The sequence below is a fragment of the Treponema vincentii genome (assembly GCF_018336815.1).
Classification (GTDB): Bacteria; Spirochaetota; Spirochaetia; order Treponematales; family Treponemataceae; genus Treponema.
Window position 1 is genome coordinate 2,177,946 of record NZ_CP050497.1, and the last position, 18,658, is coordinate 2,196,603.

17 protein-coding genes are annotated in these 18,658 nt (G+C 46.6%); 3 read left to right on the forward strand and 14 right to left on the reverse strand.

Going from position 1 to position 18,658, the window contains the following annotated elements:
• Positions 1 to 7 precede the first annotated feature (7 nt).
• The 12 genes from GWP40_RS09885 to GWP40_RS09940 all read right to left on the reverse strand — a co-directional run bounded on the left by GWP40_RS09885 (position 8) and on the right by GWP40_RS09940 (position 13,131).
• Positions 8 to 1,156 carry a 2-hydroxyacyl-CoA dehydratase subunit D gene (locus GWP40_RS09885; RefSeq protein ID WP_212565196.1) on the reverse strand — a complete coding sequence of 383 codons (1,149 nt, stop codon included), beginning with the start codon at positions 1,154 to 1,156 and terminating at the stop codon, positions 8 to 10.
• A gap of 11 nt (positions 1,157 to 1,167) precedes the next feature.
• Positions 1,168 to 2,493 carry a 2-hydroxyacyl-CoA dehydratase subunit D gene (locus tag GWP40_RS09890; RefSeq protein WP_212565197.1) on the reverse strand — a complete coding sequence of 442 codons (1,326 nt, stop codon included), beginning with the start codon at positions 2,491 to 2,493 and terminating at the stop codon, positions 1,168 to 1,170.
• Between the two features lie 103 nt (positions 2,494 to 2,596).
• A complete protein-coding gene (locus GWP40_RS09895; RefSeq protein WP_230974392.1) occupies positions 2,597 to 3,394 on the reverse strand; it encodes an acyl-CoA dehydratase activase in 798 nt (265 codons plus the stop codon).
• Between the two features lie 91 nt (positions 3,395 to 3,485).
• Positions 3,486 to 4,736, reverse strand: a complete 1,251-nt coding sequence (locus tag GWP40_RS09900; RefSeq protein ID WP_212565198.1) for a sodium/glutamate symporter — start codon at positions 4,734 to 4,736, stop codon at positions 3,486 to 3,488.
• Positions 4,737 to 4,811: 75 nt separating this feature from the next.
• Positions 4,812 to 6,569 (reverse strand): acyl-CoA carboxylase subunit beta, encoded by a 1,758-nt coding sequence (locus GWP40_RS09905; protein WP_212565199.1) that lies wholly within the window; start codon positions 6,567 to 6,569, stop codon positions 4,812 to 4,814.
• 384 nt (positions 6,570 to 6,953) lie between these two features.
• A complete protein-coding gene (gene gctB / locus GWP40_RS09910; protein WP_206181501.1) occupies positions 6,954 to 7,751 on the reverse strand; it encodes a glutaconate CoA-transferase subunit B in 798 nt (265 codons plus the stop codon).
• A 1-nt stretch (position 7,752) separates the two neighbouring features.
• Entirely contained in the window at positions 7,753 to 8,718 is a 966-nt protein-coding gene (gene gctA, locus GWP40_RS09915) for a glutaconate CoA-transferase subunit A (protein WP_212565200.1), read from the reverse strand.
• Positions 8,719 to 8,790: 72 nt separating this feature from the next.
• Positions 8,791 to 9,933 carry a sodium ion-translocating decarboxylase subunit beta gene (locus GWP40_RS09920; protein WP_212565201.1) on the reverse strand — a complete coding sequence of 381 codons (1,143 nt, stop codon included), beginning with the start codon at positions 9,931 to 9,933 and terminating at the stop codon, positions 8,791 to 8,793.
• Positions 9,934 to 9,943: 10 nt separating this feature from the next.
• Positions 9,944 to 10,351: a biotin/lipoyl-containing protein gene (locus GWP40_RS09925; RefSeq protein WP_212565202.1), complete on the reverse strand. Its 408-nt coding sequence runs from the start codon at positions 10,349 to 10,351 to the stop codon at positions 9,944 to 9,946.
• 23 nt (positions 10,352 to 10,374) lie between these two features.
• Positions 10,375 to 10,689: an OadG family transporter subunit gene (locus GWP40_RS09930; RefSeq protein ID WP_212565203.1), complete on the reverse strand. Its 315-nt coding sequence runs from the start codon at positions 10,687 to 10,689 to the stop codon at positions 10,375 to 10,377.
• 180 nt (positions 10,690 to 10,869) lie between these two features.
• Positions 10,870 to 12,081, reverse strand: coding sequence for a sodium/glutamate symporter (gene gltS / locus GWP40_RS09935; protein WP_212565204.1), 1,212 nt, complete (start codon positions 12,079 to 12,081; stop codon positions 10,870 to 10,872).
• 54 nt (positions 12,082 to 12,135) lie between these two features.
• Positions 12,136 to 13,131, reverse strand: a complete 996-nt coding sequence (locus tag GWP40_RS09940) for a 2-hydroxyacid dehydrogenase (protein WP_212565205.1) — start codon at positions 13,129 to 13,131, stop codon at positions 12,136 to 12,138.
• Positions 13,132 to 13,371: 240 nt separating this feature from the next.
• Between GWP40_RS09940 and GWP40_RS09945 the strand changes: the two genes are divergently transcribed.
• The 3 genes from GWP40_RS09945 (at position 13,372) to msrB (ending at position 17,566) form a co-directional block, all read left to right on the forward strand.
• A complete protein-coding gene (locus tag GWP40_RS09945) occupies positions 13,372 to 15,471 on the forward strand; it encodes a methyl-accepting chemotaxis protein (RefSeq protein ID WP_212565206.1) in 2,100 nt (699 codons plus the stop codon).
• Between the two features lie 21 nt (positions 15,472 to 15,492).
• Positions 15,493 to 16,359, forward strand: a complete 867-nt coding sequence (locus tag GWP40_RS09950; protein ID WP_212565207.1) for an SPFH domain-containing protein — start codon at positions 15,493 to 15,495, stop codon at positions 16,357 to 16,359.
• Between the two features lie 124 nt (positions 16,360 to 16,483).
• The gene (gene msrB, locus GWP40_RS09955) at positions 16,484 to 17,566 is read left to right on the forward strand and encodes a peptide-methionine (R)-S-oxide reductase MsrB (RefSeq protein ID WP_414162772.1); all 1,083 of its coding nucleotides are present in this window, start codon (positions 16,484 to 16,486) and stop codon (positions 17,564 to 17,566) included.
• 45 nt (positions 17,567 to 17,611) lie between these two features.
• Here msrB and GWP40_RS09960 read toward each other — a convergent pair whose 3' ends face one another.
• Both GWP40_RS09960 and GWP40_RS09965 read right to left on the reverse strand, forming a co-directional pair.
• Entirely contained in the window at positions 17,612 to 17,764 is a 153-nt protein-coding gene (locus tag GWP40_RS09960; protein ID WP_212565209.1) for a hypothetical protein, read from the reverse strand.
• Between the two features lie 97 nt (positions 17,765 to 17,861).
• On the reverse strand, positions 17,862 to 18,107 hold the full coding sequence (locus tag GWP40_RS09965) for a PD-(D/E)XK nuclease domain-containing protein (protein WP_212565210.1): 246 nt from the start codon (positions 18,105 to 18,107) through the stop codon (positions 17,862 to 17,864).
• Positions 18,108 to 18,658: the final 551 nt, after the last annotated feature.

Genomic DNA, 18,658 nt, shown 5'->3' on the forward strand with positions numbered 1-18,658 from the left:
TACCCCCTTACATCCGATTAAGCTGTACAATCTCGTTGAATGTTTCGAGCTGCGTTTTTACCTGCCCAAAGTCCGACATCTGCTGATCATATCCGACTTTTACCAATGGAATCTTTGCCGCGCTGAACGCCTGTTTTAGCGAAGGATATTCCATCTCTTCCGTGTCGTCGAAGTTCATCATAAAGAGCAAGCATCCGTCCGCCTTGTTATCCTTTGCCAGTTTTACAACGTAGGCAGGACGCTTCGTAAGGTCGGGGTCGTAGAGGAGCGGGTCTTCATCCATGCGGGCAAATTGATCGGCAAGCGCCATCATCGGATCGTCGATGGAGAGATCGATATCAACCTTCAACGCGCGGGATTCATGCGCAACGTCATCGGCGACAATACAGACTTTGTAGTCGTCAAAGACTTGCAGCAAGCCGGGGTTATCGGTAATAACACCGCTGGTAACCACCCGAACGCCGTCCCATTTTTCTTCCGGCAAGGCTTCGAGTAAAGAGTTCAGCTTTTTGAGCAGCTCGGTATGTTCATCTTTCAGCATAAAGTATGAGCTTTTCAGCACATAACAGCGGTCGGAAGCCTTTATACTCTGCGGATGAGCCGCGGCGAGCTTGATAAACCGGCGCTTTTCAGCCCTGTTTTCGTTATACACTTTGAACGCTTTCTTTAAGTTCTCATCGGTTACTTTAACACCGCAGATTTTTTCCAGCTCTTCCTTCGCCTTGGTAAAGATACGCGCATTGTACTTCTTGCCGAAGTCCTCTTTGCGATGCTGACCATGATTGAGGAAGATCATCGGGATTTTCCGTCCGGCGCTCACCTTGTAGTTCTGAGAAAGCGGACGAAGGGTATCATCCAGCGTTGTCAGCATTGAGGCGGAAAGTCCGTCGAGAGTACCGTCCAAGGCCATTTCCAAACAGCGCAATGCCAACGAGTAATAGAATGTCGGGAAGTATTCCTTTGCCCGCTCGATGGGACCTTGACCGCCCCATACACCGAACGGCGCAATACCTGCCGCATAGACAATCTCTTCGGGTGCATAGTACGGGAAAATACCGACGGCTTTTTTCCCTGCCGCAAGGTATTTATCCAGCTGCTTCCGCGGATTGTTCGCCAAATATTTAAATTGTTCCAATAAATCTTTGATTGTTTCCATACTGTCCTCCCCTACTCCAGCGTCGGCTTCGACCAGTCGGTCTCTTTGGTGTTCTTAAAGTTGGTATAGACGTCCTCGCCCTTTGCTTTCTTTTCCTGCTTGCGCTCGTCCATAATTTCTACCAAGCCCTGTACACGTGTTTTATACTGTTCCGTAGAGAAGTTTCGCTCGTCAGCCTGATCACCGTCAAAGTGAACAACAGGGATACCGAGGTCTTCCTTCCAACGCCGCTCAATTTCGGGCATCGCACCGCTCCACGGCTTGCAGCTGCGGTTGTAGTTGACCAAGGCGCCGCTGATACCGTTTTCTTTTGCCATGGTCTCGCGCCATTCAACACCGGTTTCGATACAGACGGAGCACGGCGCCTTGCAGTACGCAGCGGCCATTTCACGGATATTCTCATAACGGAAGCCGAATGCCGGAGCGTATACGACAGCGGTTACGTTGACACCGCTGTCCTTTAAGGGGTCAAACAAGGGGCGGAGCGCCGGCCAGCACGGAATACCTTCAAACAAGATACGGTGCTCTTCGGGATATTCCCACGTAGAGGTGTTTTCTTTTACGGATTGTTCAAATTCCTGTGCCAGCAGTTCAAATCCGACAGCAGCGTCTTCTTCGCAGCGGGCGGCAACAATGTCTGCCATGTGGTTAAACAGGTCAAACCCGCTTAACGGAGACGGCTTGTATGACATAAATGAACAGGATTTCAGCCATGCCGCTGCGGTTCTATTTGCACGCGCACAAGCATCCTCGAATTTCTTTTCGTCGAATTTCTTTCCGGTCAATTGTTCCAGCTGCTTGATGGCATAGTCAAACTGGCCAAGTAGATAATCCACTTTTTCTTCGGGTACATCCACCGTATTGGAGAACGGAATGTCTACCATGATGAGCGGGATATTATGCATACGCGCAATATTCTCGTACCATTTTGTCATCATATTGCAGATATTATTGCAGCACAGCAAAAAATCGGGCTGCGGCATTCTGCGCGAATCGGTCGGCTCTCCTGCGGCATAGGCAAGACTGATGCGTGCATAACCGCAGATATCGTTATCGTATCCCATATCCTCCGCAGCTTGGCAGAGGCGCAATCCGTCTTTCTTTGCAGCTGTCGACGCCGCATGGTTTTCGGGATACACAACATTAAGATCAAAAGCTTTCGCTAATTCAATTGGAAATTTAGAAGAACTCCATCCGACTAATTCACCGCGCCGTTTTGCCTCCCATGCATTTGCATAGACCTTATCTACGACATCGCGTAAAAGAGCGGCAGCAGGCTTATGCCCTTCAATCGGCCGCGGCGTTTTGTTGGGTAACTTTTCCATCTTTTGGGCCATTTGTTTCCTCCTATGTCCTCAAGGTCATCTTTAAAAAACAGGCTTGTTCTTTAAAAGATGCCATTCAGGTCTGCACCGGCCTTGCATTTACCGGCGTAGAACCTTACTTATTTCCCGCTTGTTGACACTTTTGATATGCAAACAGAGCGGCTCCAATTGCGCCATTTAACTGGCAATATTCACTCGTGTGAATTTTAAACCCTATATTTTTTTCCATTGCCCGAACCATTCCTTTATTCAGGGCAACTCCTCCGGTCATTACAACATCATCTTGAATACCGACACGCTTAGCCAAACTGCCGACGCGGCTCGCTATTGCCGTGTGGATTCCTTTTACGATATCGGGAATTTTCGCACCGCTCGCCAATTGAGAGATAACCTCCGATTCGGCAAACACGGTACAGGTTGAGCTGATTGTCAACTCTTTGGTGGACTGCTCGTCAAGTTTCTCGAGGTCTTCCAAGTTGATTTCCAGAACCTTCGCGATAACATCGAGGAAGCGTCCCGTACCGGCAGCGCACTTATCGTTCATAACAAAGTTTTCGAGCATACCGTTATCGCTAAGTTTTAAGGCCTTAGAATCCTGCCCGCCGATATCGATAATAGTGCGTACATGCGGGAACAAGAAATAGGCGCCTTTGGCATGGCAGGACAGCTCCGACATCTGCGCCGGTACTTCCTTTAACGAATTACGTCCATAGCCGGTTGCAATAGCTCCGTCAAGCTGCTCCATCGAGGTAAACCCGAGTTGATCCAGCGTCTGCTTCATCACCCGTGCCGGTCCGCTGGTTCCCGTTCCCACCGGAACAACAGCCGTTGCGACGATTTCCTTTCCGTCCTTGATAATAACACACTTGGAAGCTGTAGAACCGACGTCTACGCCCATAGTAAATATACTCATAACGATGTACTGCTCCCTTGCCGATAAAATTTTCAGGTAACCGCTTTTCAGTCAGCAGTTACCGTTATATGCAGCAAAAACTGCTTGCTTCTCAAAGTCCAAGCATGTGCTTTGCCAAATCCAAGAACTTTGTGATAATAATGGCATTGGTAATATTGCTGATAAAGCCGCCGATAACCGGCACGACAAAGAATGCTAACTTGGAATAGCGGTACTTGCGGCATACTGTCTGCATCGTCGTCATCGAAACGGGCACAGCGCCTAAACCGAATCCGATATGACCAACCGCCATCACCGCTGCATCGTAGTTTCTGCCTAATAAATTGAATGTCAGGAAATAGCAGAAAAGTACAATCAGCACAACTTGTACGAGCAGCAATACCACCAGTGCGGTGCCTAAGCCGGCAAGCTGCCAAAGTTTCATAGAAATAATGGACATCGAAACAAACAAGGCTAACGAGAATTCACCGACGATATCGAATGCATCATACAATACGTTGTGCTTTGAAGGATTGCTTTTTGAAGTTAAATCCAACAAAAGACGCATGGCAATGCCGCCGAACATACAGCATACGTGAATGGGGAAGTTGATCTTAAAATACTTCAAGATTAAGAATAAAACTTGTCCGATACCGCACGCAATACAGAGCATAAACACTGCCTGCAGCACATTGGATTTATCTACCAAAGCGCCCGCAGTACCGCCTGAGTTTTCAGCCTGCAATTCTGCAGCTTCCATTTTTCCATCCAACTCGGGATTTTCAAGATGGAAGCGTTTAACCATAAAGTTACCGAACGGCCCGCCAATAATACAGCCTGAAATCAAGCCGAACGTAGCTGCGGCAATTGCAACTTCCATAGCCGCAGTTGCACCTGCTTCTACGGCAATCGGCGCAAACGAAGCGGCATTTCCGTGTCCGCCGGTCATCGGGATACTACCCGTCATCATCGAAATGAGCGGACTGATATGAAAGAGGCTTCCCACCGAAATAGCAGCAGCATTTTGCAAAGTTGCAAGCAAGGCTGCCAATACGGTAAAGATAATTACGAGTTTACCGCCTTTTTTCAGCAGCGCCAAACTCGCCGCGGCGCCGCTTGCGGCAAAGAATAAACAATAGAACAGCTGATTGACCGTTTTATAATCAAAATTCAATTCAAAAACATTGACCGAATAGAGCAATAACGAAAGGAGCGCAAATAAGGTACCGCCCACAACAGAAGCGGGTAAACAATATTTTTTGAGAACCGGAATTTTATTGCGCAAAAACTCTCCCACATAGATTGCAATAACTGCAACCATAAGCGTTTCAAACATACCTAACTTTAGAACAATTCTTTCCATAAACTGATAACTCCGAATAATACATTTTGGGGATGTCGCAAAAGCCTATTGCTTTTTCGTCATCCCCGTTTTCCCTTATTTCTTTACAAAGGTATTGTATTCTCTAATTGCCCGCGGTAACAGCATTTGATGGAATGCGCATATCGCTTTCGGGTTCTGATATACCGAGTTCACAAAGGCGATCATATACGCCCGTATATCATACAAGCTCACGATTTCGTCAACCATACCGGTTTTGGCGCAATACTGCGGAACGGACTTTTCCTTATACTCATTGATCAGTTTATTCATCTTTTCAATGGTAGGCGTTAAATCCTTTCCTGCATCTTTATCTTTTACCAAACGACGGCAATACATCGCAGTTGCAGCGGTTTCTCCGTTCATTACGTTGATTTCGGTTGCCGCAGTCCCCAGCGAGAACGCATTGGTATCGTTACCCTGAGGCCCGCCCAATACATAGTGAGCCGCAGCGGTACCCTTGCGCAACGTAACTTCCATCTGCGGAATATTGGAATTCTGGATGGAGTAGATAAGCGACTGACCTAAGCCCAACAGTTCCGCACGTTCCGCATCGTTGCCGACATCGATACCGGTAGTATCCTGCAGCCAGATAATCGGGATTTTATCGCGTGCGCAGAGCGTTACGAACTCATTCATCTTCATAAGTCCCTGCCGGTAGAGCTTACCGCCGATACCGACCGCGCCTTGCTTGTATTCGGGATATTTCAGCAGCAATCCTTGGAAGTTCGCCACAACACCGACTAACAGTCCGTCCACCTTCGCAAGTCCGGTTACCATTTCGGGACCGTAGCCTTTTTTATACTCGCTAAATTCGCTGTTATCTACCAACCGGCCGATAATATCGTAGATATTGTATATCTTTTTCTGGTTCATCGGCAAAATAGAATACAGATCGTTCGGGTCGAGCGCCGGTTCCCGCGGTTCGTCTACGCGGAAAAACTCCAAGTTATATGCGGGCAGGTAGTCCATGTACTTTCTGATACCGTCCAATACGCCGATTTCGTCGCTGTACACCTCGCGGAAAAAGCCTGTTTCGTTATAGTGAATGGAAACCGTTCCCGGTACATCGACGCCCTTGGATTTTTTGCTTGCTTCGATAATCTGCTCGGCGCCCTCTTCGTCGATATAGCCTTTCGGGTTCATACCGCCGACGATACCGGCGCCGCCCACTGCCATATTCGCTTTTTCATGCGCAATCAGGATGGTCGGGCTGATACTGTGGTAGCCGCCGCCCGCCGGATTCGTTCCATAGATACCGACGATGACGGGAACACCGAGCTGCTGCAGCTCTACGTTCCGATAGAACGGAGTACCTCCACCGCGCCGGTTGGCATAGACTTTTTCCTGCTCGTCAAGCTTAACACCGCTACAGTTTAATACATAGACCAACGGAATGCGCAGACACTTCGCCGTGTCGGAAGCCCGCAGTAAGTTTTCCGCTTGCCCGGGAACCCACGCACCGACAATCTTCTTGTTATCGGACGCAACGATGACTGCCCATTTTCCGTTAATTCGCCCCAAGCCTTTGACAATACCGGTCGCGGTTTCAAAGTCCTGCGGATTATAGAGGCTGTTTAAAGGGCACCACGTACCTTCGTCAATCAGATCGGCAACCCGCTGCAGCGCGGTCATCTGACCTTTTTCGTTGATAGCCTCCGTCGGCGTTCCCGCTTCGTGGATTTCATCTATCAGCTTACCGATTTCCTCTTCAACGTCTTTAATCAGCTTCTCATTTTCTTCATCAATATGTGCCAACTCTTTTCCAACTTGTTCCATATTTTGGAAATAGCATGGCATCGAATAATCACCCATATTTATTCCTCCGGTTACGGCTCCTCCCGCAAGCACAAAACTCACGGGAAAAACTCTTTTCTATGCGAAATTTTATCAAAAATTTCGCATATCTCTTCTAGCAGATGGGTAAACGCATCAGGCAGAGTAGATTAAAACCGCAGAATACTTGTGGCGGTGCCGTCTAAAACAATCCTTTCCGTCAGCCTTTTGAAAATAACGGTACCGGCTACAAGGCGCGAACAAAAATAAAGCGGAGACGTACTTATTGTACGTTGAGCATTTATTTTTGTGCAGCAACGCCGTAAACGGTATGCATATTTTCAAAAGGAAAGGTTGAACGGCCTCCTTATATTCTGCGGGGCTGCTAAAAAATAGCCTGATGCGTTTACTCTACCCTGCTACTTACTCCTCTACGGGAACTTTGATAAATGCCTGTCCGGGATCGATTTCCTCACGGATCATCTTAATGACGTCTTCGCTCGGCGCTTCCAGCAGAACAGCCTTGGAAACATCGAGGTCAAAACCGGTATTTTCCAGTACGTCTTCGGGGGAAGAAGTCGGGTAATATCCGGCAAGGTACATCCGCTTGGTCTTGTCGTCAAACTTGAGGATACCGCGGTCGGTAACAACGGCAATCGGGCCTCTGTTTCCCGGAAGACCGAGCTTTTCACGGCCACCTGCGCCATCTCCCCATCCGGCGCTGGTGATGTAGTCGATTTTGTCGATAAAGCGGCGTTTTTCATGCTGCATCATAATGACGGTGTTTGAATAGGTTGCAATACCGTTTGCCCCGCCGGATCCGGTAAAACGGGTTTTGGGGTTATGGTAGTCGCCGATACAGGTTGAGTTTACGTTCCCGAAAGGGTCAATCTGAGCGCCGCCGATAAAGGCAATCATGCGGTCGTTATCGTTGAGCCACTCGTTTGCTTCAAACCCGATAAAGCGGACGTTCGGCCATTGCACGCCGCAGTGAGCCATCAGCCGGTTATCACCGACGCTGCGCGGTACTTCAATCGGCGCGCAGTCCATCAAACCGCTTTCCACAATCAGCTTGCAATTCGGAGCAAAGATCCGCTTTGCCAACGACGCCCCGATTAAAGGAAGACCGGTACCTACAATAACGATTTGACCGTCTTTAATGGTCTTCGCGATTGTAATCGCCTGCATTTCTTTATTGGTATAATTTTTATAATTTGCCATCTTACTTATCCTCCTTTACCAGCTTTGCCGCATAGCCGAAGCCCGGTACAACTTTCAGTTTTGCCAATCTGCTTGCACCCAATTTATCGATATACTCGTCGTGATCTTTTACGCCGTATACCCATTCCTGTAAGAAAGCCTTAAAATCTTCCTCGGTTTTGGTAATGCTGTCGTACATTTTAAAGAAGTTTGCATCGTAATCATAATAGTTATAGCACTGAGCAGGATGAGCGCCGTAGGGAGTATGAACAACGGCATCGACACAGAATTCGGGAATTGAGTTCTTGCTTGGCTCTATTCTCATTTCTTCTTCGGTTACGAGCTCCTCGCAGGTTACGATACATTTCTTTGCAGCGATTGCAATATCGACATCGTGGAATTCGTCACCTTCTATTGAACAGGTCCCATTAACAGAAGCCTTCTGCACGTGGATGATTGCGGTATCCAAGCGCGGCACCGGTACGGCGACAACTTTCTCACCGGGATTGAAGGGGTTCTCTACCTCTACCAACTTATCATTGGGGAGACGCGGGTCTTTTGCACGCTCTTCTTTACTGATACCCCATTTGTTTACCAAGTCGGTACCCTGCATCAGCCGTACCGGAAGATACGGAAGGCCGAGAGAAGAGGCATGGAGCATCAGCATCAGCACATCCTGCGAATAGTCTTCCAACAGCATTTTCTTGTTTTTTTCGATTTCGTTGCGGAAGCGGCGCGCTACATTCGTATAGCCGGAGTTTGCAATATAGCAGTTAATAAAGGCCTTTACCCTTCCTTCACCGATCAGCATATCCCAGTCGCCGCCTGCAGGACCGGAATACCCGATAAAATCACCCAAACCTTGACGCAAAATCTCGTTCACCGCTGCATAAGGCTTGCGGTTTGTCGTAAAACCGCCGAAACAAAGCACATCGCCCGATTTTACGTACGTTTTGATTGCATCATGCAATGACATAACCTTACTCATAATACATCTCCTTCCAACTATAATTATTGTAGAAAGAGGGAACGCCGATAACATCGGTATTCCCTCTGCATATTACTTGCCGAAAATCAGCATAAAATAACCGGCTGCAACCGCTGAGCCGATAACACCGGCCACATTCGGTCCCATTGCGTGCATTAACAGAAAGTTCGTCGGATTTTCGGACGCACCGACCGTTTGCGAAACACGCGCAGCCATCGGTACTGCCGAAACGCCGGCGGAACCGATTAACGGGTTGATTTTACCGCCGGTAATAACATACAAGAGCTTTCCGAGCAAAATACCGCCGACGGTAGACATACAGAACGCAAACAATCCCATAAAGATAATGGAGATGGTTTGCACTCGCAGGAACAGTTCTCCGTTGGCAGTAGCGCCGACCGTAACACCGAGCATAATCGTAACGATGTTGATCAAAGCGTTTTGCGCCGTATCGGATAAGCGCTGCACAACGCCGGATTCTCTAAAGATATTGCCTAACATCAGCATACCAAGCAACGGTGCAACCGACGGCAGCAACAGCGCAGTAAACAGAACCGTTCCGATGGGGAATACGATTTTTTCGGTCTTGCTCACTTTCCGGAGCTGCTTCATCTTAACCGCCCGTTCTTTTTTAGTGGTTAACAGCTTCATAATCGGCGGCTGAATCATCGGAATCAGCGCCATATACGAATACGCTGCAACGGCAATCGGCGCCAACAGTTCAGGAGCCAAGTTATTCGCGATATAAATAGAAGTAGGCCCGTCGGCTCCGCCGATGATGGCAATTGCAGCAGCCTGCTTCGCCGTAAAAATCGGTAAAGCGCTGGCAGTCATAAAGGTGATATAGATACCGAACTGCGCCGCCGCTCCGAGCAATAAACTAATCGGGTTTGCAATAAGCGGCCCGAAATCGGTCATTGCGCCTATTCCCATGAAGATTAAGCACGGGAAGAGATTGCTTTTGATACCGCTATAGATAATCCGCAGTACACCGGATGTATACCAAGGATCCGCTTCCTTCATCAAATCCGCTAACGGTAAATTCGTCAAAAACATACCGAAAGCAATCGGCAACAGCAGCAACGGTTCGAACTGTTTGACGATGGCTAAATAAATTAAAACGAACGAGATGACAAACATCACGAGCTGCTGCCATGTCAACGCGGCAAAGCCCGATTGTTGCATCATCGTCTCTACGACCTTAATAAATTCCATGCGATGCCCCTTATTTAACCTCTACCAGTACGGTATCCGTATCCACGGCATCTCCTTTCTTTACCCGGACGGCAGCTACGGAACCGGCAACTTCGGACACGATTTCGGTTTCCATCTTCATAGCTTCCAAAATAATGACAACCTGACCGACGGAAACAGCATCGCCTTCCTTAACCTTTACATCAAGAACGGTACCGGGCATCGGGCTAACTATGGTTCCTGCTCCACCCGAAGCAGCGGGAGCGGCAGGCGCCGGAGCCGCGGGCTGGGGAGCTGCAACAGGCTGTGCAGCAGGAGCAGCTTGAACAGGGCGCGATACCCGTTCCGGCGGTCTTCTTGACAATGAGGAAGTTCCTCCGCCTACTCTTTCCACTTCAACTTCATATTTTTCACCATTTACGGTAACTACATAGTTCATACTACACACTCCTTTTCTATGATCTATAATTTCTTAATATTCGTAATTACGAATGAATTTAAAGGCTCGTGCCTTTCTTCGCTGATAGCGGCCGCAATAACGGCAACTTTTACCGCTTCGGCACCCGCTGCAGGTTTTGCATTTACGGCAGCAGATGCAGCCGCCGGTGCAGGGGCAGCTTGAGCTTTGGCCGGTAAGTTTTTCTCTAAGCCTGATATAATCTTCGAAACGATTGTAACATAAATCGCCAAGAATATCAGAGATAAAAACACAATGCCAAGCCCAAGCAAAGATGACAACAAGCTTGTAACAAAGCTTATGTACTCTGTTGTAATCATTCATACCTCCTATAAGGAATAAATAGCTTGAAAAAGCATCCTGAATAATAGCTCTATCATAATACGAAAAGTGCTTTACTGTCGAGACAGCAAAGCACTTTTTAGCCGTTTTTAGATAGTGAACATCTCTAAAAACTCGGTTAGACTTTTAGAGATGCCCGAAATGCGTTTGATTCAAAATTATCCGACAAAAATACTGGTAAATGTCTGAATAACAATCGCATTGATAAAGTCGATAAACAGCGAACCGACGAGCGGAACCGCTAAGAATGCCTTTGTGGAGAAACCGTTTACCGAGGTAAAAGCTTCCATGTTAGCGATAGCGTTCGGGGTAGCGCCCATACCGAAACCGCAGTGACCGGTTGCGATAACTGCCGCATCGTAATCCCGCCCCATGATGTTGAAGGTAACAAAGTACGCAAACAAGCCCATAACAACCGTCTGCACCAGAAGAATTACAACAAGCGGAATTGCCAAATCCGCCAATTCCCACAACTTCATCGACATCAATGCAATAGCCAAGAAGAAAGAAAGACATACACTTCCGATAATACCGATTTCATCGATAGGCGTCTTGCTTTCAGTCTTATCGACAACATTACGCATAATTGCGGCAATAAGCATCGGAATAAGGTATGCCGGCAAAGATAATCCCGCTTTTTTAATAAGCGGCGTGATAAGACCGCCGACACCCATCGCAATACCGATCATCGCAGCTGCTTTAAAAAAGCTTTTTTCAGACATAGTACCTTTCTGAGCAAGTGTTTCATCTTTTTCAGCCTGTTCTTGAGTAGCTTTCTGAGCATCGCCTTCTTTACACACTAAGTTATGTTTATCCTTTAAGCGCTTCGCAATCGGGCCGCCGATAACACACCCTGCAACCAAACCGTACGTTGCCGAAGCAATTGCAACAACCGTAGCGCCCGAAACCCCACGCTCTTCCAGATAGGGGCCAAAAGCGCCGGAAGTTCCGTGTCCGCCGGTCAGCGGGATGGAACCTGCCGCCAAACCGATACCGGGATTAAGTCCGAATACCTTTGCCAAAGCAACACCGACACCGTCTTGAATAATAACAAGAATAACCGCAGCAATTAAAAACAGGATAACGCCGATACCGCCCTTTTTCAATGCTGAAACACTTGCTAAGAATCCGATTGTAGTAAAGAACACAACCATGAAGAAATTCTTTAAGTTCCCGTCAAATGTAAATGAGAACAGTCCCATATTATGACCTATCAACATTACAATTGAAAACAGTGTTCCTCCGATAACCGGCGCAGGAATGTAGTACTTCTGCAAAACCCCGACTTTAGCTTTGATACCGCTTCCCAATAAGTACAGTACAATCGCCAGTCCCAACGTTAGATACATATCAAACGTAAATGTAGCCATCTTTTATTACCTCCTCATACAAGATGCATTTACTGTTGCACACTATTTAAATTATTATTGGATTTTATTCTTACAATCTCCGGTTTCAATATATTCCTTTATATTATCGAAGGTTGTTTCAATCATATTCAATGCAGCCTCATCGGTATAGGAACCGACGTGCGGGGTAATAATGACTTTCGGATACATATTGACCAGCTTTTCAAACGCAGGAACGGGCAAGGTCTTACCCTTAAAATCCTTAAAGAAAATTTCAACCTCGTTTTCCAAGGTATCGATACCCGCACCGTAAAGTTTTCCGCTTTCCAATGCTTCAACCAACGCATCGGTATCGACAAGCTCTCCGCGTCCCGTATTGATGAGGATGGCATTATCCTTCATCTTTGCAATTGATTCTTTGGTGATAATCTTACCGTTTTCTTTGATATACGGTGCATGAAGCGTGACAATATCGGATTTTGCCAGTACCTCATCCATCGACATTTGCGTTACGATGTCTTCCACACCGGTCTTCGGGAAAATATCAAATCCGATAACTTTTGCGCCTAAACCCTTAAACAGTCTGGCAGCCGTCATACCGATTCGTCCCAATCCGAGCACACCGACCGTACAATTCCGCACTTCGCGCGAGAACATCTGCTTATCGACGATAAAGTTCTTATCTTTTGTTTTATTTCCGGTATAGGTAACGTTGCGCAACAGCGTCATCGCTAACGTCAATGCCAACTCGGCAATCGCATTCGGAGAATAGAACGGCACATAAGCCATTTTAAAACCTAATTCTTTTGCATACGGTATATCGATATGATTAACGCCTACCGTTCGGGTCAGTACATATTTAACGCCGAGTTCTTTATAAATATCCAGCCGCTCTTTCGTTGCAAAGCAGTTTCCGCGCAATACGACAACGTCATGTCCCGCTGCTTTTCTTGCGGTTGCCTCATCGGTGAGATATTCGGGAATTAAGGTCATTTCGTACCCGAATTTCTTATTTACCGCTTTAAAGATAGGGATTTCGACATCACGCACTCCGTAAAAAATAATTTTCATGTTACAGTGCCTCCTTATACCGTTTAATCTTACAACGCCTCTAGTGCATTGTCAAGAAAAAAATTATTTTTTTATTTTTTTACGGAGAACCGCATCACGCATATTTTTAGCGCTTATCATGATTATCGCCGTAGCAGGGAAGCATAGACAGTAATAAGCGAAAAGACTAAAATGCACTTATTGCGGTTGAATTACATAGAAGCTAAATTACACCCATGTTTGAAAAGGAGCATTACCTTTATGAAAAAAGTTCCGAAACGGTTTCCAATCCGCTATAAACTCATTCTTATTTTCGGTCTTTTGGTAGTAGTCGCCGGCATTACTGAAGCAACGCTTGCCATTCACATTGCGCGCAAAGCCGTAACGGAAAAGGTCGAAAGGCATTTAACGGACAAAGCCGTCGATGTTGCGAATATCATCGATGGAAGAATTAAGGCGCTCTATCAATTCCTGAGCGGCATTGCGCGTATGCCTTTTTTAACCGATCCTGCATATTCGTATCAGGAACGAGTAGCGCTTTTACAAAAAGAAGCTGAAGCAAACAGTAAAATCATTGAACTGGATGTAACCGATCCCGACGGTACATTCTATTATGTCGGCAATACCGTTCAGGTAAGCGACAGAGTCTGGTTTCAAACAGCCCTGTCGGGAACTCCCTTTATTTCGGAACCGTATAGAGAGCGGGCGAGAGGAACGCTTGTCATCACACTTGCAGTTCCAATCTTCGACGAAAACCATCATGTGCACAGTGTCCTTTCAGCCGATGTCAGCGGATTACTGCTTTCAAAAAATATCGAAGATATTGCCGTCGGTAAAAGCGGCTTCTGTTACATTATCGGTTTAACGGGAACTACTATTGCAGATAGGGATGAATCTCTGGTTGAAAAGCTTTTTAATGCTTCCGAGTCAGGAGCAACCGATTCGACTTTGACAAGCCTCGGAGCATTCGAGCAGATTGCGTTAAAAGCGCAAACACCTGCTATCGGACATTATGAATATAAAGGCATTTCAAAGATAGCCTCGTATGCAAAAAGCAACCTATCAGGTTGGACGATTGTTATTAATGCTCCCTATCATGAATTTATGGGAACGGTCAATTCGATGAGTATCACAATGATGATTATCGGCATTTGTATATTTATCTCGGCTCTTCTCATCGTTTATTTTATCGCCCTTAAACTGGTAAAACCTATTCAGGCAACGGTATACGCATTAAAAGATATTTCGCAGGGTGAAGGCAATTTAGCGGTCAGATTACCGGTTACGGGAAACGATGAAGTAACCGATTTGTCCGAGTATTTTAACCAAACCATTGAGAAGATCGGACATACGATAAAATCCATCGGAACAAGCAGCGCCGAAATGGAAGCCATCGGTAATAAACTTGCAAATGATATGGTACAAACAGCCGACGCAGTGAATAAAATCAGCGCCAATATCGAAGGCGTAAAACGGCAGGCATTAAGCCAAGCCGCAAGTGTTACCGAAACGGCAGCAACCGTCGAAGAAATTGTCCGCACTATTAAGCAGCTTAACACCAGTATCCAAACACAAGCGGCAAGTGTCGCACAGTCCTCATCGTCGATTGAACAAATGGTCGCGAATATAGCCTCTATTACCGGTATACTCGAAAAAACAAACGGAGCGGTAAAAAGCCTTGCAACCGCAACAGATGACGGTAAGGCAACGCTCGTAACCTCAAATACCGTAACGCAAAAAATAGCTGAAGAATCCGGCTCTCTGATGGAAGCCTCGAGTGTTATTCAGCATATTGCATCCCAAACAAACTTGCTTGCAATGAACGCTGCCATCGAAGCGGCTCATGCAGGCGAGGCAGGAAAAGGGTTCGCTGTTGTCGCAGACGAAATCCGTAAGTTAGCGGAAGATTCCGCCATGCAAGGAAAGGCCATAACGACAACGCTTAAAACACTCAGCGGAGAAATCGAAACGCTTTCCACATCTTCCCAAACCGTAGAAGAAAAATTCAATACGATATTTAACTTAGCGGAACAAGTGAAAGATATGAGCAATAGCCTAACCCATGCAATGCGCGAACAAGAAAACGGCAGTAAGGAAGTATTAACGGCTATTAAGAACATCAATACGGTAACGATAGAAGTACAGGCAGGCTCCGAAGAGATGCTGAAAGGCGGGGAAAGCGTTGGAGAAGAGATGCAAAAGCTGGATGAGCTTACCCGCATCATTACCGATGGCATGAATGAAATGGCGATAGGGGCGGCGCAGATCAATAACGCCGTTCAAGAAGTCAATAACATAACGCAGCAAAATAAGCGAAGCATCGAAAATTTAACGGATGAAGTCGGCAAGTTTAAAGTCTAGCCGACTGTAGAGGATAAAATTATGAAAGCATTTCGTAAATTGATTATCGTTACACTGATTCTACTTGCGTGTGCGGCAGCGGTGTTCTTTTTCGGATGGACGCAATTCTCCGTTCCGGCAGGAAAATACGGCGTTATGCTGTCAAAGTCCGGCGGATACTATCCTCAAGCGATTATGCCCGGAAACTTTACATGGCGATGGGAGCGGATTGTTCCCACAAATGCACAGATACTGGTATTCGACCTTACGCCGCGGCATGTCAATTATACCGCAGACGGTTCGCTCCCGTCGGCAGACCGATACGCCAAAGTATTGAATACAAAAGATGATTTTTCTTGGGGCTTCGGCATGGATGCCCTCGTTACACTGAAGCCTGAAAAGCTGGTACCAATTGTAGAAAAAAATACGATTCAAACGCAAGAAGCGCTTGAATCGTATATCGACTCGCATATACGCGCGGCGTTGCAGACAATTATGTACCGGTATGTTTCGGAATTGATTGATAATCCTTATGAATATCAGCAAGTAAAAACCGATTATCATGCGCTTTCGGAAAAGCTCAAAGATGAACTTACTAAGGCAACCGGGCAAGACTTCTCCGTAGAAGCCGTTACGTTAACAAAACTCGCTATCCCCGACATCCACACCTATAAGATTGCGGAACAGGCATATAACACGTATGAACAACAGCGCGAAATGCTGTTAGCGGAAACCGCAGCAAAAGAAGCGCAATACGCAGCTTCGGAGCAATTCCAGATAGACCGGCTGACAAAGTGGGGAGACTTTTTAGCAAAATACCCGCACATCATCGAATTGATTGCCGTTGCCCAGCAGGATTCCAAAGCGGCGCTCAACGTTTTAAAATCATTGGAAAAGAAACAGGAATGATTACTAATTTGTAACTCCGCATTATAGCTCCTTGTTTACTATCAGACTGCCATTCGGCACGTCATATCAATCTTCTGGGCGGATACTTCCGCTTGGGATTAACAAGGAGCTGAAAAGCACGATGATCATTCATAAACATATTCATTTAGCGGCGCCGCTCTGCATTGCCTTGGCTCTCTCCAGCTGTGTAAAAGTGCAGGCAGGAGAAAGACATAAACCGCAGAACGGAAACAAGAACGGAGAAGCAGCTATGGTAACGGCAGGAAATGTAAAAGAGATTTATTTGGCAGGGGGCTGCTTTTGGGGTGTGGAAGGATACTTCCGCCGGATTGCAGGCGTTGTTGAGACCGATACGGGATATGCGAACGGCGCCACCGATACAACCGATTATCAGCACATACACGGCACCGATCATGCTGAAACTGTCAAAATAACCTACAATACCGGTGTTATCGCGCTCGAAGAACTATTGGAACACTATTTCCGCATTATCGACCCGCTTTCCGTAAATAAGCAGGGGAATGACGTCGGCAGGCAATACCGCACCGGCATCTACTACACAGATAAGAAAGACCTGCCGGTTATTCAGGCTTTTTTAAAGCGGATGCAGGCAAAGTATTCCCGCCCGATTGCGGTAGAAACGGAACCGCTGCGGAACTTTGTATTGGCGGAAGACTATCATCAAGACTACCTTGAAAAAAATCCGAACGGATACTGCCATATCAATTTAAACCTTGCATCCGTCCCCCTGCATGATGAAGCACAGTTCAAAATACCGGATGCAAAGCAGATTAAGGAACGGCTGACTCCGCTGCAATACAGTGTAACACAGGAAAAAGCAACCGAACGTCCCTTTACCAGTGAATATGACAAGTTTGAAGGAAAGGGTATTTACGTTGATGTTGTTACGGGAAAACCGCTTTTTTCTTCGAGCGATAAATATGATGCAGGCTGCGGATGGCCGAGCTTTACCAAGCCGATTACCTCGCAGGCAGTCGATTTTACGCCCGATGGCAGCCACGGTATGAATAGAGTTGAAGTTACCTCAAAAACCGGCGGCGCGCATTTAGGCCATGTCTTTGACGACGGTCCGCAGGATAAAACAGGCTTGCGCTATTGCATCAATGGGGCTTCGCTGCGGTTTATTCCCTACGAAGAAATGGATGCCGCCGGCTACGGAGACTATAAGCAATACGTAACCGACTAAGGATGAAGGTAATCGCATCAGAGTTTTTTCTTCTACGGAATTGATTTACTCCTCTGATGCGATTACTTTGGCTACTATCTTAATTATTGTTTCTTCTTTGTACTCATCACGCCAAACGCTATTGTGTCCGGCAGCAGCGCCCCAAGATGCGCTAAAAAACCTACTTTCAAAAAATTTCCTTTGCTCTTTATTCGACATACTACTTCTCCTTTGAACGTTGTCGTGTATTTTCACCGCCGCAGGGCTACCGCTCGTTACCTCTGTTACGGCGCCTACGGTTACCCGCTGCGGTTTATTAAACCTGTTCGGAAACTTCCGTTTCTGAACAGGTTACCTTGAAATGCGATGTTCTCGTCTTTTCATCAAACGAACTTCCAATCAGCACAATTTTCTTCTCGTCAGTCTTGTACTTCGCGGCGTAGTTTTTCTCTTTTATCTGGTTGAGGGCATCTTCTGCACTGCTGTTGCTGAAGCGCTTAAACTCGAAGATAAAAACGGTACACGGATGTACCGTTTTTATTAAAAGCTTGCCAGACAACAAACCCGACCACTGTTAAACTTGGCACTGCCTCCCACGTGGTCATTCGGGAAATTCATTCTCCATACGTCAACATTGCTGCCGGAACTCTGCGACGACGACCAATAGTCTACAAGACCGAGTTCCAAACCGGCATAGGAAACGTTAAGACTGCGTATCTTTGTAAAGCTTTCATTGATTGCACCTTTGTTCTTGCACGCCTCGCATAGCTCGGCGATGCTCGGCATGTACCAGTTAAAAGTCTTTCTGCCAAGCCACTCAGCATACGTTTTGTTATAGGTATTTACCCAGTGGAACGCCGGATAATTCGTTGCTGCATCCGCAGTTCCTTTAGGATCTTGTTTTTTAATATACTCCCAGTTATCGCTGTTGCCCGTGTCTCCGGTAAAGGTTGCTGTTGAGGCAGCGCCGCTGCCTGCTGCGCATTACGGTAGAGGACAGGACATAATGAGAAAAGATAATGCTGTGTGTAAAAAGTAGATAAAAAACTATCTAAAGAGTATTCGAGCTGTGAGCTGTGAAATTATGCCGTCAAATGCAGGTATATCAAGCCT

What these genes read in the sequence shown, in the direction of transcription:
- GWP40_RS09885 (WP_212565196.1), bottom strand. Translation starts at nt 1,156, where the DNA reads ATGGAAACAATCAAAGATTTATTGGAACAATTTAAATATTTGGCGAAC.
- GWP40_RS09890 (WP_212565197.1), bottom strand. Translation starts at nt 2,493, where the DNA reads ATGGCCCAAAAGATGGAAAAGTTACCCAACAAAACGCCGCGGCCGATT.
- GWP40_RS09895 (WP_230974392.1), bottom strand. Translation starts at nt 3,394, where the DNA reads ATGAGTATATTTACTATGGGCGTAGACGTCGGTTCTACAGCTTCCAAG.
- GWP40_RS09900 (WP_212565198.1), bottom strand. Translation starts at nt 4,736, where the DNA reads ATGGAAAGAATTGTTCTAAAGTTAGGTATGTTTGAAACGCTTATGGTT.
- GWP40_RS09905 (WP_212565199.1), bottom strand. Translation starts at nt 6,569, where the DNA reads ATGGGTGATTATTCGATGCCATGCTATTTCCAAAATATGGAACAAGTT.
- gctB (WP_206181501.1), bottom strand. Translation starts at nt 7,751, where the DNA reads ATGGCAAATTATAAAAATTATACCAATAAAGAAATGCAGGCGATTACA.
- gctA (WP_212565200.1), bottom strand. Translation starts at nt 8,718, where the DNA reads ATGAGTAAGGTTATGTCATTGCATGATGCAATCAAAACGTACGTAAAA.
- GWP40_RS09920 (WP_212565201.1), bottom strand. Translation starts at nt 9,933, where the DNA reads ATGGAATTTATTAAGGTCGTAGAGACGATGATGCAACAATCGGGCTTT.
- GWP40_RS09925 (WP_212565202.1), bottom strand. Translation starts at nt 10,351, where the DNA reads ATGAACTATGTAGTTACCGTAAATGGTGAAAAATATGAAGTTGAAGTG.
- GWP40_RS09930 (WP_212565203.1), bottom strand. Translation starts at nt 10,689, where the DNA reads ATGATTACAACAGAGTACATAAGCTTTGTTACAAGCTTGTTGTCATCT.
- gltS (WP_212565204.1), bottom strand. Translation starts at nt 12,081, where the DNA reads ATGGCTACATTTACGTTTGATATGTATCTAACGTTGGGACTGGCGATT.
- GWP40_RS09940 (WP_212565205.1), bottom strand. Translation starts at nt 13,131, where the DNA reads ATGAAAATTATTTTTTACGGAGTGCGTGATGTCGAAATCCCTATCTTT.
- GWP40_RS09945 (WP_212565206.1), top strand. Translation starts at nt 13,372, where the DNA reads ATGAAAAAAGTTCCGAAACGGTTTCCAATCCGCTATAAACTCATTCTT.
- GWP40_RS09950 (WP_212565207.1), top strand. Translation starts at nt 15,493, where the DNA reads ATGAAAGCATTTCGTAAATTGATTATCGTTACACTGATTCTACTTGCG.
- GWP40_RS09960 (WP_212565209.1), bottom strand. Translation starts at nt 17,764, where the DNA reads ATGTCGAATAAAGAGCAAAGGAAATTTTTTGAAAGTAGGTTTTTTAGC.